The 14,883-nt window shown below is 64.4% G+C and carries 8 protein-coding genes; 5 read left to right on the top strand and 3 right to left on the bottom strand.

Annotated elements, in window-relative coordinates; translation table 11 throughout:
* Positions 1–42: 42 nt before the first annotated feature.
* On the bottom strand, positions 43–1,017 hold the full coding sequence (locus MESCI_RS08950; RefSeq protein WP_013529625.1) for an adenosine deaminase: 975 nt from the start codon (positions 1,015–1,017) through the stop codon (positions 43–45).
* Positions 1,018–1,151: 134 nt separating this feature from the next.
* On the opposite strand from MESCI_RS08950, the gene ubiE reads away from it, so the two are divergent.
* The 5 genes from ubiE to coaBC all read left to right on the top strand — a co-directional run bounded on the left by ubiE (position 1,152) and on the right by coaBC (position 5,566).
* The gene (gene ubiE / locus MESCI_RS08945) at positions 1,152–1,928 is read left to right on the top strand and encodes a bifunctional demethylmenaquinone methyltransferase/2-methoxy-6-polyprenyl-1,4-benzoquinol methylase UbiE (RefSeq protein ID WP_013529624.1); all 777 of its coding nucleotides are present in this window, start codon (positions 1,152–1,154) and stop codon (positions 1,926–1,928) included.
* A gap of 70 nt (positions 1,929–1,998) precedes the next feature.
* Entirely contained in the window at positions 1,999–3,573 is a 1,575-nt protein-coding gene (gene ubiB, locus MESCI_RS08940; protein ID WP_013529623.1) for a 2-polyprenylphenol 6-hydroxylase, read from the top strand.
* An 81-nt stretch (positions 3,574–3,654) separates the two neighbouring features.
* Positions 3,655–3,912, top strand: coding sequence for a FitA-like ribbon-helix-helix domain-containing protein (locus MESCI_RS08935; protein ID WP_013529622.1), 258 nt, complete (start codon positions 3,655–3,657; stop codon positions 3,910–3,912).
* 2 nt (positions 3,913–3,914) lie between these two features.
* Complete coding sequence (locus MESCI_RS08930; protein ID WP_013529621.1) at positions 3,915–4,337, top strand: type II toxin-antitoxin system VapC family toxin; 423 nt, start codon at positions 3,915–3,917, stop codon at positions 4,335–4,337.
* Positions 4,334–5,566, top strand: coding sequence for a bifunctional phosphopantothenoylcysteine decarboxylase/phosphopantothenate--cysteine ligase CoaBC (coaBC, locus tag MESCI_RS08925; RefSeq protein ID WP_013529620.1), 1,233 nt, complete (start codon positions 4,334–4,336; stop codon positions 5,564–5,566). The genes MESCI_RS08930 and coaBC overlap by 4 nt, the downstream gene beginning before the upstream one ends.
* An 85-nt stretch (positions 5,567–5,651) precedes the next feature.
* Here coaBC and MESCI_RS08920 read toward each other — a convergent pair whose 3' ends face one another.
* Together MESCI_RS08920 and MESCI_RS33045 are read right to left on the bottom strand one after the other, a co-directional pair.
* The gene (locus tag MESCI_RS08920; protein ID WP_013529619.1) at positions 5,652–6,230 is read right to left on the bottom strand and encodes an invasion associated locus B family protein; all 579 of its coding nucleotides are present in this window, start codon (positions 6,228–6,230) and stop codon (positions 5,652–5,654) included.
* Between the two features lie 35 nt (positions 6,231–6,265).
* The gene (locus MESCI_RS33045; protein WP_210161357.1) at positions 6,266–14,341 is read right to left on the bottom strand and encodes an autotransporter outer membrane beta-barrel domain-containing protein; all 8,076 of its coding nucleotides are present in this window, start codon (positions 14,339–14,341) and stop codon (positions 6,266–6,268) included.
* Positions 14,342–14,883 lie beyond the last annotated feature (542 nt).

The raw sequence follows: 14,883 nt of genomic DNA, 5'->3' as shown, positions 1-14,883 counted from the left end.
GAACCGCTTGGCCCGCACCGACCACAGCTTTGTCGGCGGAAATCAGCGTGCCGCGCTGTTCAACCGGGCAAGAAGTGCCGTCTTTGTCTTTCTATCGACGAAAGCGGCCTCGATGGCCGTTCTGGTGACGGCGGTCAGCGCCTTGTCGTTCATCGAGAAATGCTCGGTAGCGATATCGTATTCACGCTTGAGCGAGGTCCAGAAATAGGGCGGATCGTCGGAATTGAGCGTCACCTTGCAGCCTGCCGCCTGCAGGGCCGGAAACGGATGATCGGCGAAACTGTCGAACACCTTGAGCGCGATGTTGGAACCGGGGCAGCATTCCAGCACGATGCCCTCGTCGGCGATGCGCCGGACGAGGTCCAGGTTCTCGATGGCGCGCACGCCATGGCCGATGCGGGACGGGCGGATGTGATCCAGCGCCGCCTGGACGGTCTCCCAGCCCGTCAGTTCGCCGGCATGGATGGTGATGCCGAGCCCGGCTTCGCGAGCGATCTCGAAAGCCCTGACATAGTCCTCCATATCACCGATCCGCTCATCGCCGGCAACGCCGAAACCGGTGACCAGCGGATGCCCGCAGCGCGCCGCGAAGCGCGCCGCCTGCTCGATCGACTCGACGCCGACATGGCGCACGCCGGTGACGATCATGCGGCCCTCGATGCCGGTCTTGGCCTTGGCGCGGGCCATGCCTTCGCCGAGCGCGTCGGTATAGGCCTTGGGCGACAGGCCGGCTTTTTTAGCGTGGTCCGGCGAGGTGAACACCTCGGAATAGATGGCGCCATCGCGGGCAAGGCTGGTCAGATAGTGGTCGGCCAGCCGCGCATAGTCCTCCTCGGTCCGGAACAGATCGGCGGAAAAATCATAAGCCGCCAGGAAGGAGGTGAAATCGTGCCAGACGAAGGAACCGTTCTGGATATAGGGCGAGGTGTCCTTGCCATATTTCTGCGCCTGGCGGATGACGAGTTCGGGCGCCGCTGCCCCTTCGATGTGGCAGTGCAGTTCCGCTTTCAAAGGCATTCAATCATCCCGTCGGTCCGTCCAGGTCTCGAAAACCCGCCACCTGGAAGCGCGGCTGAACACCGCGCCTTAAACAATAGCGCCCGCACCATCGATCGGCTATGGTCCCGCCGGTTTTATGACGGATCAAAAAAATGTCAGTTGAGAGAACCACGGCCGCGGGCGGCATGGAAACCTCCTATGGTTTCAAGCGTGTAGGGGCTGGCGACAAGCAGTCCCTGGTCAACGATGTTTTCCACAAGGTCGCCAACCGCTACGACCTGATGAACGATCTGATGTCGGCCGGCCTGCACCGTCTGTGGAAGGACGCCATGGTCACCTGGCTCAATCCGCCTAAACGGGCGGGCTGGAAGGTGCTCGACGTTGCCGGAGGCACCGGCGACATTGCCTTTCGCATCGTCGATGCCAGCCACGGCAATGCCCATGCCACTGTGCTCGACATCAATGGCTCGATGCTGGCTGTCGGCCGCGACCGGGCCGAAAAGAAGGGCCTGTCCGGCAACACCGATTTCGTCGAGGCCAATGCCGAGGAACTGCCCTTCCCTGATGCCACATTCGATGCCTATACCATCGCTTTCGGCATCCGCAACGTACCGCGCATCGAGGTGGCCTTGGGCGAAGCGTTTCGCGTGCTGAAGCCCGGTGGGCGCTTCCTGTGCCTGGAATTTTCCGAGGTCGAGATGCCGCTGCTCGACAAGGCCTATGAAGCCTGGTCGTTCAATGCCATTCCAAAGATCGGCAAGATGGTCACCGGCGACGGCGAGCCCTATTCCTATCTGGTCGAATCGATCGCCAGGTTTCCCAACCAGCAGAATTTCGCGACGATGATTTCCCGCGCCGGCTTCGACCGCGTTTCCTTCCGCAACTATTCCGGCGGTATTGCAGCACTTCATTCGGGCTGGAAGCTTTGAGGCCGGACCGCATTTCTCACAATCGACGCGTGCTATGCCGGTTCAAAGAGCCGGCAGGGTTGGCGCTGCCATGAGCAATGTCAGTGCAGGATTCCGGCTCGTAAGGGCCGGCTGGGTGCTGGTCCGCGAGGGTGTCGTCGCCGCTCTGCCGGGTGAGGAACTGTCCGGCCTGCCGAAGTTCGGCTGGCGGATGGCACGGCTGTTCACGCGCCGCCGCGCGCTGGCCTATGAGCGCAGCGACCGGCTGGCCAAGGCGGTCGTCCGGCTCGGTCCCTCCTATGTAAAGCTCGGCCAGTTCCTGGCGACACGGCCCGACGTCGTCGGCAACGACATGGCGCTCGATCTCGCCATGTTGCAGGACAAGATGCACACCTTTCCGAAGGCCGAAGCCATAGCGGCCATCGAAGCCTCGCTCGGGCGCAAAGTCGGCGATCTCTACGCGCAATTCGGCGATCCGGTCGCCGCCGCCTCCATCGCCCAGGTCCATGCCGCCGATGCCATGCATGACGGCGTTGCCACCAAGGTGGCGGTCAAGGTGATCCGGCCCGGCGTGCGCCGCCGCTTCTTCCAGGATCTCGAAAGCTATTTCCTTGCCGCTCGCCTGCAGGAGAAATACATTCCCTCCTCACGCCGGCTGCGGCCGGTCGAGGTCACCCAGACGCTGGCGCAGACCACCAGGATCGAGATGGATCTTCGCCTCGAGGCGGCGGCCCTCTCGGAGCTCGGCGAAAGCACCAGGCACGACCCCGGCTTTCGCGTGCCGTCCGTCGACTGGGAGCGTACCGGCCGCGACGTGTTGACCATGGAGTGGGTCGACGGCGTCAAGATGAACGACATTGCCGGACTGGTCGCGGCGGGCCACGATCTGAAAACCATCGCCACCAACCTGATCCAGTCGTTCCTGCGCCACACGCTGCGCGACGGATTTTTCCACGCCGACATGCATCCGGGCAATTTGTTCGTCGAGGCGAACGGCACCATCGTCGCCGTCGATCTCGGCATTGCCGGCCGGCTCGGCAAGAAGGAGCGCCGCTTCCTCGCCGAAATCCTCTACGGCTTCATCACGCGCGACTATCTGCGCGTCGCTGAGGTCCATTTCGAGGCCGGCTATGTGCCGCGCCAGCACAATGTCGCGGCCTTCGCGCAGGCGATCCGGGCGATCGGCGAGCCGATCCATGGCCAGCCGGCCGAGACCATCTCGATGGCCAAGCTTCTGACGCTGCTGTTCGAGGTTACCGAGCTCTTCGACATGGCGACGCGGCCCGAACTGATCCTGCTGCAGAAGACCATGGTGGTGGTGGAGGGCGTGGCGCGCACGCTCGACCCGGCCTTCAACATGTGGAAGACTGCCGAGCCGGTGGTCGGCGACTGGATATCAGGCAATCTTGGGCCGCGTGGCATGATGATGGATGCGCGCGATGGCGCCAAGGCGCTGCTGACGCTGGCCCGCCAGGTGCCCGAGCTTGCGGCGCGCACTGACCGGCTGTCGCGCGAGATCGACCTGATGGCCGAGCACGGCCTGCGCTTCGACGAGACCACCGCCCACGCCATCGGCAAGGCCGAGGCGCGCTACAGCCGTTCCGGCCGCTGGGCACTCTGGGTGATTGCCGTGACGCTGGTCTATATCGCCTGGAAGATGATCTGAGTTCTCGGTGACAGCAGTGCCGGCATTGCTATCATTGAAAGCATCGCTTTCATGGACTACGTTGAGGTAAGGAGCAAAAACATGAGCACACTTACCATCCGCAATCTCGACACCAACGTGAAGCAGAAACTGCGTGAGCGAGCTGCCGTGAGGGGAGTCTCCATGGAAGAGGAAGCGCGTAGCGTTCTTGCCAAGAGTGTTCTTTCGGACGGTGTGGACCAAGACCCTCGGGGAGAGTCACTCTATGCCGCGATTCGTAGGCTGGTTGAGCCCCATGGCGGTTTCGATGTCGAGTTGCCGGAGCGCGGCCCTACGCGCGAGCCACTGAAATTTGACTAACCATGTTCGTGCTGGATACGAATGTTATCTCGGAAACCTTCAAACCACGGCCGGATGCAGGGGTGGCTACCTGGATGGATAGCTCGCTCGCGACCCGCTCATATGTCACGGCGATGACCAAGGCAGAGCTGCTCGTTGGGCTTGCGAACATGCCGGACGGAACGCGTAAGGCTGCACTGGGTAGTGTCATCGGGGCCTTTTTCACCAAATGGCTCAAGACCCCAGTGCTCGCGTTCGGTGACCGCGAAGCCGAAGCATACGCGGAGATTGTTTCGAACAGACGATTTCTGGGACGTCCTATACGCGAATTTGACGCACAGATCGCCTCGGTTGCTCGCTCGCGGGGCTTTGCGATGGTGACTAGAAATGTTGCTGACTTTTCCGATTGCGGTATCAGCATAGTCAATCCTTGGGAGGGTGCATGAGCCTCTCCGGCAAGCGCATCCTGCTCATCATCGGCGGCGGCATCGCCGCCTACAAAGCGCTGGATCTGATCCGCCGGCTGCGCGAGCGCGGGGCCGCGGTTCGGGTGGTCATGACATCGGCCGCGCAGGAATTCGTCACCACGCTGTCGGTCGGCGCGCTCTCCGCCGACCATGTCTTCACCGAGCTGTTCGACCGCAATGACGAACACGATGTCGGCCATATCAGGCTGTCGCGCGAGGCCGATCTGCTGGTGGTGGCGCCCGCCACCGCCGACCTGATGGCGAAGCTCGCAAACGGCCACGCCAACGATCTGGCCTCCACCGTGCTTGTCGCCACCGACAAGCCGGTGCTGATGGCGCCGGCCATGAACCCCAGAATGTGGGCGCATCCGGCCACCCGCCGCAACCGCGCGACGCTGCAGAAGGACGGCGTCACCTTCGTCGGTCCGGCCAGGGGCGAGATGGCCGAAAGCAATGAGGCGGGCGAAGGCCGCATGGCCGAGCCGCTGGAGATCGTTGCCGCGGTCGAGGCGCTGCTCGATGTCGGCCCGAAGCCGCTGTCGGGGCGCAAGATCATCGTCACCTCCGGCCCGACCCATGAGCCGATCGACCCGGTGCGCTACATCGCCAACCGCTCGTCCGGCAAGCAGGGCCATGCGATCGCGGCAGCACTGGCCAGGCTCGGCGCCGATGTGCGCCTCGTCTCCGGCCCTGTCGGCATCGCCGATCCCCCCGGAGTGAAGACCATTCACGTCGAGCGGGCGCAGGAGATGCGCGACGCGGTGGAACGGCTCTTGCCCGCAGATGCGGCGGTGTTCGTCGCCGCCGTGGCCGACTGGCGCACCGAGAACTCGGCCGGTGAGAAGATCAAGAAGGTCGCGGGCGAAGGGCCGCCGGTGCTGCGCATGGTCGAGAATCCCGACATTCTCGCCGGCGTCGGCCATCACAGCCAGCGACCCGGCCTGGTTATCGGCTTCGCCGCCGAGACACAGGATCTCCTGCGCAACGCCGAGGCCAAGCTCAAGAAGAAAGGCGCCGATCTCATCGTTGCCAACGACGTGTCGCAGGGAAGCGGCGTCGGCTCTTCGGGCGTGATGGGCGGCGATCGCAACCGGGTGCGGATCGTGTCAAAGGCCGGTGTCGAGGAATGGCCGGAGATGAGCAAGGACGAAGTGGCGGCTCGGCTTGCCGCCCTGATCGCCGAACGGCTTAAAACAATCGTCGTTTGACTGAAAAATGTTCTGCTGCAGTGACGCACCGCCCTGCCGCGAGACTGCGTTCAGGCGGCGCGCGCTTTAAGTCCTGCGGCTCACATCAATTGGTCAAAAGCTCCGCGGTTCGGGCAAGTGCGCCGGCGAAGCCGTTGAGCGGAATGGAAAAGCTCACCGCTTGTCCGGTGTCTGCCGCGAAAGCGTCGATCTTCAGCGTGGTGCCTGATTTCAGCAGCGGCGTGACAGTCGCATCGAACATCACCGGCACCAGACAGCCGACGACCTGGCAGGTGTTGAACGCCAGGCTGCCGTCCAGCTTCTGATCGTCGATGGTCAGGCTCACCCCCTTGGCCAGCGCCAGCCCGAACGGCAGCGCAAGCGTTCCCGTGGCATCCTCGCCGGTCTTGCTCGACAGCTCGATCGCCAGCAGGCGCTGATTGTTTTGCTTGTTGAATTGCTGATGCGACAGGCTGCAGGTTTTGGTCGCGCCTGATATCTGGCAATTGACCGTCCAGTCGCCGTGGGTTTCGGACAGTGCCGACGCGCCACCGGGCAACTGCGGCGCATCGGCGGCAGCCGGTGCCGCGACCGCCTTGTCGCTCTTGGTTTGCGCCGCCACGGCCGGCACACCGACGGTGCAGGCAACACCCAGCATCGCCACGAAATACGCGAACTTCCTCATCAAGATCCCTCCCGCCCGGCTCCGCCTCGGGCCAGCTAGAAGCTAACCTTGAGAGACGCGCTGATCGCGTTCTGTTTAACCGTTTCGCCGAAGGCGCCATTATATCTGACGGACATGCCGACGCCATTGACGCCATTCAGTTCAAGGCCGGCGCCGACCCGATAGAGCGGCGAATCGACGGCCTCCGTCAAGTGCAATGCGGGGTTGCCAGGCAGATTCTCCGCCGCCGCGAAGCGACCTTCGATTTCCCACTCCTTGTTGGAAAACTCCGCCCCGGCCTTGCCGTAGACGCGAAGGCTGGCAATGTCGCTGAGCGCGATGTCGGTGCCGATCTCGATTGCAGGGGTTGCAGAATAGTAGGTGTTGGCCGAGCCATCGAAGTTGAAGGCGGCGACCGAACCCTCCTCCGTGCCTGAGACACGCAGCCAGCGCGCGTCGAACTGCACTGTCGGCTGCAGATAGAAGGCGCCCATCTCCCGGGTGAAACCCAACCGCGCCGAGCCGCCGAACATCGCGGTCTTCTGTGTGTAGGTGACGCTGCTGCCGATGCCAGGCAGCATTACCTCGTCGAGATAATCACCCGCCAACGTTTCGCCCGGAATGTAGAATGCCGGGTCGATATGGGTGTCGCGTTCGCCCTTGAACGAGCCCGTGCCGCCACCGAGTGCAAAGTCCACGAAGTAATTCTTGTTGGTATATTTGGCCAGCGCATAGGCCTGCCAGGCCTCACCGGTGGTCTCCGACAGCAGGTCGCCATTGAAGCCGATCTTGGAATCGAACTCTGTGCGGCCGATCGTGGCGCCAAGCGACCAGTTCTGGCCGATCTCGCCAATGCCGCCAAGCGACATCGTCTTCAGGACGTCGTCGCGGCTTGTAGTGCCAGCACCCGCGTCGCGGCCGTACTCGGCCTGCGGGCTGATCGTTGCCCAGACGCAGCGGCCGTCGGGATTCTTGTAGGCAGGCACACCAGTACACTCACGCGCCGCTTCCAGCATCATGTCGGCTTCGCGGTTGATCATGTCGAACGTATGCACGGCATAATGCGGTGTGAGCCGGGTCAATGCTGCACCCAGTTCCTCTTCATTGGGCAGGAAGCGCAGCATGTTGATCAGCCTGGCCATCGGGTTGTCCGGGGTCGATGCTGCCTCGACATCGTCAAGGTACTGCGCCATCTGGAACACGCCTGGATCGGTGGTGCCGGACCCCGGATCCTGCGCCAGTTCCAGGAATGTCGGGTTGTCGGCGTAAAGAACGAGATCGGTGCCGCCATCCACCCGGAACTGGAAGTTGAAGCCCACTGCCGGATGCAAGGTCTTCGCTGCTATGCCGGAGTCGGTCATCCCCGAGCCATTGGCGACCACATATTCCGTGAACAGCTTATCGATCGACAGGAAATTCAGCGGCGCTTCGCCGTTGAAGTCACCGGCCGCCGTTAGTGCCAGGGCATCCGTGATCTGGTTGTTGAGATCCACATCGGTGACGAAATCGCCGGAGAGGTTTTGTTTGAAGCCGCCGCCGACATCCACCTTCGCCACCACGCCGATGCCCTGGTTGGTATAGAGCCCGTCATTGGTGAACAGCCCGCCGCCGAGATCGATGGCTTTCAGTCCGACCATCGAGGCATCGGCAAAATTGTGGAAGCTGTTGTTGCCGCCGCCGAGATCGATGTTGCCGATGACGCGTCCCAGCGTGTCGCCCAGCCGCGAATTGTCGACATGGTCATCACCCGACGTGCCGGTAATGGCCAGCGGACTGAAATCGTCGAGCAGCGATTCCAGGATCGCATTGGTCGGCACGACGGGACCGGGCGCCAACAGGAAGGTCTGGAATGCCTGGATATCCGCTGCCTGGATCTCGAATGTCGGCGTCGCTCCCATTGCGTAGAGCAGGCTGTGGTTGGTCAGCGCGTTGTTGGCGCCGCCGACGAGCATGGCGGCAACGCCGGTTCCGGCACCGCCAATCGTGTAATGACCGTTGAGATTGATGGTGATGTTGCCTTTCGCGCCGTTGGCTGTGCTTTCGCCGTAGGCGGCCACGGAACCAGCACCCTGCGCGAACAGGCTGTCGCCCGCGGTCAGCGTAACCGCGTGCGCGTCGCCGATGCCGGTCGCGCTCTGTCCGAACATGGCATACGAGCTCGCACCCTTGACCCAGACCTGGCTCATGGCCGTCGCCGTCGCCGCCGCGGCATCGCCGATGCCACCGCCGGAACCGGCAGCGCCGGTGGAGAGCGTGCCGGCCAGGCCGCCGCCGCCGCCCACCGCCTGGGCCACGATGCCGTGCGCCCGCTCGCCATCGGTGACGATCTCGCCGTCCTGCTGGATGGTCACCGTGCCGCCATTGCCCTTGGCGCCCGCAAATGTGTTGAAGCCGATGGTGTTGTTGTCGATGCCGCTGCCGCCATCCGCCGTGGCGCCGAAGCGCCCGAAGCCGGCGCCGCCGATGCCGCCGCCGCCGCCGACCGACTGCGCGATGATGGCGACCGCATCGACACCATGCGTGGTGATGGTGCCGGTGCGGATCACGGTCACGTCGCCGCCATCGCCGCCATTGCCGCCAAGGCCGCCGATGCCGAGCGCGTTCGAGGTTTTACCTTTTGCGTCGCCGCCGACACCGCCGCCGCCGCCCACCGACTGCGCCACGACGCCATGCGCGCGGGCGCCGAAGGTTTCGATCGATCCGGAAACCTCAACCCTCACATCTCCGCCATCGCCGCCGTTGCCGCCCTTGCCGCCCAGGCTGAGAGCAAAGGAATCGGACCCGGCGAAGTCGGACGAAACCGTGCCGCCATATCCTCCACCGCCGCCGATGGACTGGGCGAAGATGCCGTATGACCCATCCTTGTGTGTGATGATCTCGCCATCGTTGGTGACGGTGACCTTGCCACCATCGGCCTCGTTGTCGGGGTCGTTGGGGTCGCCGACCACCGGGATCGGAATCCCGTTGGGTATGCTGGCACCGCCACCGATTGTCATGTCTGCTTCCGATGCGCCGGTCGCGGCACCCGAGGCACCACCGCCACCGCCGATCGACTGCGCAAAAATGCCGTGCGAGATATAGCCCAGTGTTTCAATCTTGCCGAAGTTGTTGACCTCGACCTCACCGCCGATGCTGCCACTGCCGCCTTGGCCGCCGATATACATGGTAACCGCCGTCTCGGCCTTACCGGTCTCCGTCGAGCCAGCGCCACCCGCACCACCGCCGCCGCCCACCGACTGTGCGAAGATGCCGTGCGAGTTGTCGTCCTGCGTCAGGATCGAACCGCTCTGGAAGTTCTGGACGTGAACCTTGTCGCTGGTACCGCCAGCGCCGCCAGCGCCGCCGAGGCTCAGCGTGATGGCGATCTTCGAGTCGGTGGATGACGTGCCGGACGCCCCGCCGACGCCACCGGAGCCGCCGATCGACTGCGCCAGGATGCCGTGGGAATTGGCCTTGTCGGTCTGGATTATGCCGCTGTTTTCGACATTGACCTTGCCGCCGTTGCCGCCGACCTCACCCGAGCCGCCAAGCGACAGGTTTACCGCGACCTCACCGCCATCGCTCTTGCCCTTGCTTTCGCCGGCACCACCTGCGCCGCCGCCGCCACCGACCGACTGCGCGAAGATGCCTATCGAGCGCTCCTGCTTGGTCCATATCGTTGCGCCGGCCATATTGACGACATCGACCTGGTTGCCATTGCCGCCCTTGCCACCCGCACCGCCAAGCGAGCCGCCGATTGCGTAAGTGCCAAGCACGCCAGAGCTGGACGAGCCGCCGACACCGCCGCCGCCACCGATCGAATTGGCGCTGATGCCATAGGAATCGGCGCCGTCCGTGACGATCAGATTGCGGTTGGTCACCGAAACCGTGCCGCCATTGCCGGCGCCGCCGGCACCGAGCGCGATCGCCGCGCCGATACCGACCGAAGTCTCGCCAGCATCGCCTGGGCCGACGATATCCTCTTTGGTCGAAGCCGAGCCGCCGCCGCCGCCACCGCCGCCGATGGACATGGCGAGGATGCCGACCGAGTTGAACCCGCTTGTGCGGATCTCGCCCAAATTATCGACTGCGACACCGACCTTGCCATCGAAACAAGTGGCATTGCCACCTGCGTCCGCGGCACAGGCGGCATCGTTGCCTTCGCCGCCATTGCCGCCGATGCTGACATTTGCGGTAACGCTCGTGCCGGCGGTGCCGCCGACGTGGAAGGCCTGCGTGTTTGTCGCACCGCCCATGCCGCCACCGCCGCCGATCGATTGGGCAACAATGCCGGACGAATAGTCGCCGTCGGTGGTCAAATTGGCGGAATTCGTAACATCCACGGCACCGGACTTGTTGCCTGTGCCACCCGCCCCGCCGACACCAACGTTGACGGCGACGTTGACGCCGTTTTCTGTACCGAGATCGGCCGTCGCGCCATTGGTCGCTCCGCCATTGCCGCCGCCGCCGCCGATCGACTGGGCAACGATCGCGGCGCTCATGTCCCCACCCGTCTTGATCGTCATGGCGTTGTGAACGGCGACATCGCCGCTGATGTTGCCCTTGCCGCCGCCGCCACCGATGGTGACCGTCGCATTGATGCTGGCGTTGACCCCGAAGCCGCCTGCAGCTCCCCAGGAATCGCCGCCATTGCCGCCGCTGCCGGCCACCGATTGCGCGAGGATGCCGATCGCGTTGGCGCCTTTGGTAACGATGCTGCCGCCGCCATTCATGCCGCTGTCGACGATGACGAGGTCGCTCTTGCCACCGTCGCCACCCCAGCCGCCAACAGTGACACCGAGTGAAACGCTGACCCCCGTGCTGGCTGCACCCGAAATCGTGGCAGCGCGGCCGCCATTGCCGCCGCCGCCGCCGATGGACTGGGCAACGATGCCGCCGGAACCGGCTGCGTCGGTGTCGGCAATCAGGTTGCCATCAGCCCGAACCGTTACCTTTCCACCATTGCCTCCGTTGCCGCCCTCGCCACCCACGGCAACCCCGACCGAAGCGGACACGTAGAGACCAGCGCTGACCGCGCCTGAATAAGCCGAACCGCCGTTGCCGCCACTGCCACCGACCGATTGCGCAAGAATGGCCTTCGAGCCCATGCCGCCGACATGAATGTCACCTTTGTGGGTGACCGTGACCTGGTTGCTGAGATTGCCATCGCCGCCACCGCCGCCGATCGCCACGGAAGCGGCGCCGAACAGACCGACGGCAAACGTTCCGACAGATCCGCCATTGCCGCCACCGCCGCCGACCGACTGGGCGAGAATGCCGTGTGAGAGGGAGCCCACCGTCGTGATGTTGGTGGTGTTCTTGACCTCTACCTCGCCGGCCGCGCCGCCGGCCCCGCCTTTGCCACCGATGCCGACCGCGGCAAAGGCGCCGGCCGCCATCGCAAACCCGCCGTCGCCGCCCGAGCCGCCGACCGACTGCGCGAAGATGCCGATCGACATATCCTTGTCCGTGCTGATCAGGCCTGTGTTTTCGACATAGACCTTCTTGCTCCCGCCGCCCGACGCGCCATCGCCGCCAAGCGAGAAGGACGGCCCGCCAACCGAGACGGCAAATCCGCCTGAGCCGCCACCGCCGCCGATCGACTGCGCCAGGATGCCATGAGACTGGACACCTTCGGTGTGTACCGCCGCGCCATTGGTGACATCGACGGTCCAGCCCGTGCCGCCGCCACCTCCCTTGCCACCGATTGTGACGTTGGCGCCGAGGCCGGCGGAAGCCGTGCCGCCGCCATTGCCGCCGCCGCCGCCGATCGACTGGGCGATGATACCCGTGGAGCGGTCACCAAGCGTGTGAATCAGCCCTGAATTGATGCCGACCGTCACTGCCTTGGCGTCGCTGGCAGTGCCGGCCTTGCCGCCGATGCTGACAGCAGCCACAAGACCCGCGCCGTTCAACGAGAAGCCGCCATTGCCACCGCCGCCGCCGACCGACTGCACGATGACGCCGGCCGAGTCCGACTGATGGGTCGTGACGTCAAGTGTTGTCGTCGAGAAGAACTTTGCCGTCCCGGCTTCGCCGCCCCCCGCGCCCGAACCACCGATGCCCACGCTTGCGTTGACGCTCAGGCCGAACTGGCCGCCGCCATTTCCGCCACCGCCACCGATTGATTGCACGATGATACCGGCCGACCTTTCGCGGAAAGTCTCGACCGAACCATTATAGGTGGCTTCCGTCGCCACGCCCTTGCCGGCCGCGCCGCCTCTTCCCCCCATGCCGAAGCCGGCAATCGCCGACAGTGTACCGGAAAAGCCGCCATTGCCGCCGCCGCCGCCGACCGACTGCACGATCAGGCCGGCCGAATCCGCGCCGTCCGTGGTGATCGATTGCATCGCGCCATCAGCCGTGCGCAGCGTGACGGCATCGGCATCGCCGCCGCCTGCGCCACTGCCGCCGACACCCACACTGGCGCCGAAGCTGGCAGCGCCGGAAAAGCCGCCATTGCCGCCGCCGCCGCCGATCGATTGGGCAACGATGCCGGTCGACCGATCCCCGGAGGTGTTGACGGTGCCGCCGACGGTCGCGTCGACCACGCCGCCTTTACCCGCCTTGCCGCCACTGCCGCCGACGCCCACTGCTGCGACGGTCGAGCCGGAAAGTGCAAACCCGCCGTTGCCGCCGCCGCCGCCCACCGACTGCATAAGCACGCCGATGGAATCGTCCCCGAGCGTGGTGACCTTGGCGTTCGCAACGTTGTAATTCACCTTGTCGCCGTCACCCGCCGCATCGCCTGATCCGCCTACCGACACACCCACCAGGCCGCCAATGGCAATGGCGCCGCCGCCATTGCCGCCGCCGCCGCCGACCGACTGTGCGATGATGCCGCTAGCGGAACGGCCGTTCGTCTCGACGGTCACACCGTTGCCGGCCTGATTGACGTTGACCACGCCACCCTTGCCGCCAGTGCCGCCGCCACCGCCGATGGCGACCGAAATTGCAGGCGCTACGCCGATGGCGTAGCCGCCATTGCCGCCGCCACCGCCGACCGACTGGATCAGAATGCCATGCGCGCCGTCGCCGCCGTTTCCATCGACGCCGGTCTTGATCACGCCGCCAATATTGCCGGTCGCCGTATCGCCCTGGCCGCCACCGCTTGCCTTGCCACCGATCGACACGAGACCTATAGCGCCGCCGCCATCGCCGCCGCCGCCGCCCACCGACTCGACCAGCATGCCGATGGCGCCCAGGCCACTGGTGGTGATGTTGCCGGTGTTGGTCCCCGTGGCTGCCCGGCCGTCATTGCCATCCGTACCCGCGCCGCCACCGCCGAACAGACCTAGACCGCCACCGCCGTCGCCGCCGCCGCCGCCCACCGACTGCACGACCATGCCGCTGGCAAAATCTCCCCGAGTTGTGATGGTCCCGGAATTTATCCCCTCGGCATTGCCGCCGATTGTCGGCACGCCCCCATTGCCGCCGTTACCCACGATACCGAAACCACTTGCACCATCACCGGCAACGCCGCCCGCCGACCGCACAAGCATACCCTTCGAGAAAGCCCCGTCCGTGGAAATGGAGCCGGCATTATCGCCTTTCGCGTCACCGCCGAAACCGCCATTGCCGCCATTGCCACCCTTGCCGGCACCGATCGCAGCGCCCAAGCCGCCATTGCCGCCGCGCCCTCCGCTGGAATTGACGGTGATGCCGTTCGAATTGACCCCGTGCGTGATGATATTGCTTTCGATCGTAGTGGTCACGGTCGCCGTGCCGCCATCGCCACCCCGCCCGCCGACGCCGCCCTTACCGCCTACCGCGATGGCGAATGCCCATGCGCCGTTACCACCATCCCCACCGCTGGCGTCGCCCAATATGCCGGGAGCATTGTCCCCCGATGTTTCGAGGGCGCCAGATGCGTTGTTTGTTATATCGACGGTTCCGCCCTTGGCGCCATCGCCGCCTTTACCACCCTTGATCTCCACAAAAGGCGGGACGGCTGTTGCATGGACAGCCGAGCCGCCATCGCCGCCGCGCCCACCCCGGGCGCTGCCAACGAAAGCGGCCTCCCCGGAGGTCGTGCGGCCGACACTATTCGTTCCCGTAGCCGGCGCCACCGGCGAATGGCCATCTCCGGCGTCAGCAGTACCGATTCCGTCATCACCATTGTCGCCCGGTGCACCATCCGTATTGATGGACAATTGCTGCGCATGGACCGGAGATTGAGCGTAAGGAAAGACCAGCCCCACCAGTGCCGTAGCGCAAAGCAATCGAGCTATCCGTTTGGGCAGAGTGGCGAGACATTGATTCGGCCGGCCGGGCAAACCCTTCTGAGTCGCCGCGGCATCACGAAGAACTTCCTCAGAACATGCCCTGGCTGAACCGTCGTCGGCCGATGCGCACGACAATACGGCAACGCGCTCTGTGAACAAAGCCATGCACTTACCCCCCGTTTTACGGGGGCGCGCCTCAATGCCTGCTTGAGTCCGACGCCACCGCTATGCTCTGCTCATGCAATTGCAATAAGGATGCCGGCACTGTGCAATAAGGTTCAATGCATTAAAACAGGGCATCCGTATTCCCACTTGCGGAGCTCTGACTCAATTAGAATACATTAACTTATGCCGGATGAAACCAAAAATTTACGTGGGGAACACTGACCAAAGCCACCGACGTTTCATAGTCATCATATGATGACTATCTGCCGTTTCGCGGCCGAAATCGCAGAACAAAGCGATTGGAC

Origin of the sequence: Mesorhizobium ciceri biovar biserrulae WSM1271 (genome assembly GCF_000185905.1) — a bacterium.
Classification (GTDB): domain Bacteria; phylum Pseudomonadota; class Alphaproteobacteria; order Rhizobiales; family Rhizobiaceae; genus Mesorhizobium; species Mesorhizobium ciceri.
The sequence above is the reverse complement of the archived record's forward strand: the minus strand, read 5'-3'. Positions and strand labels throughout refer to the sequence as shown.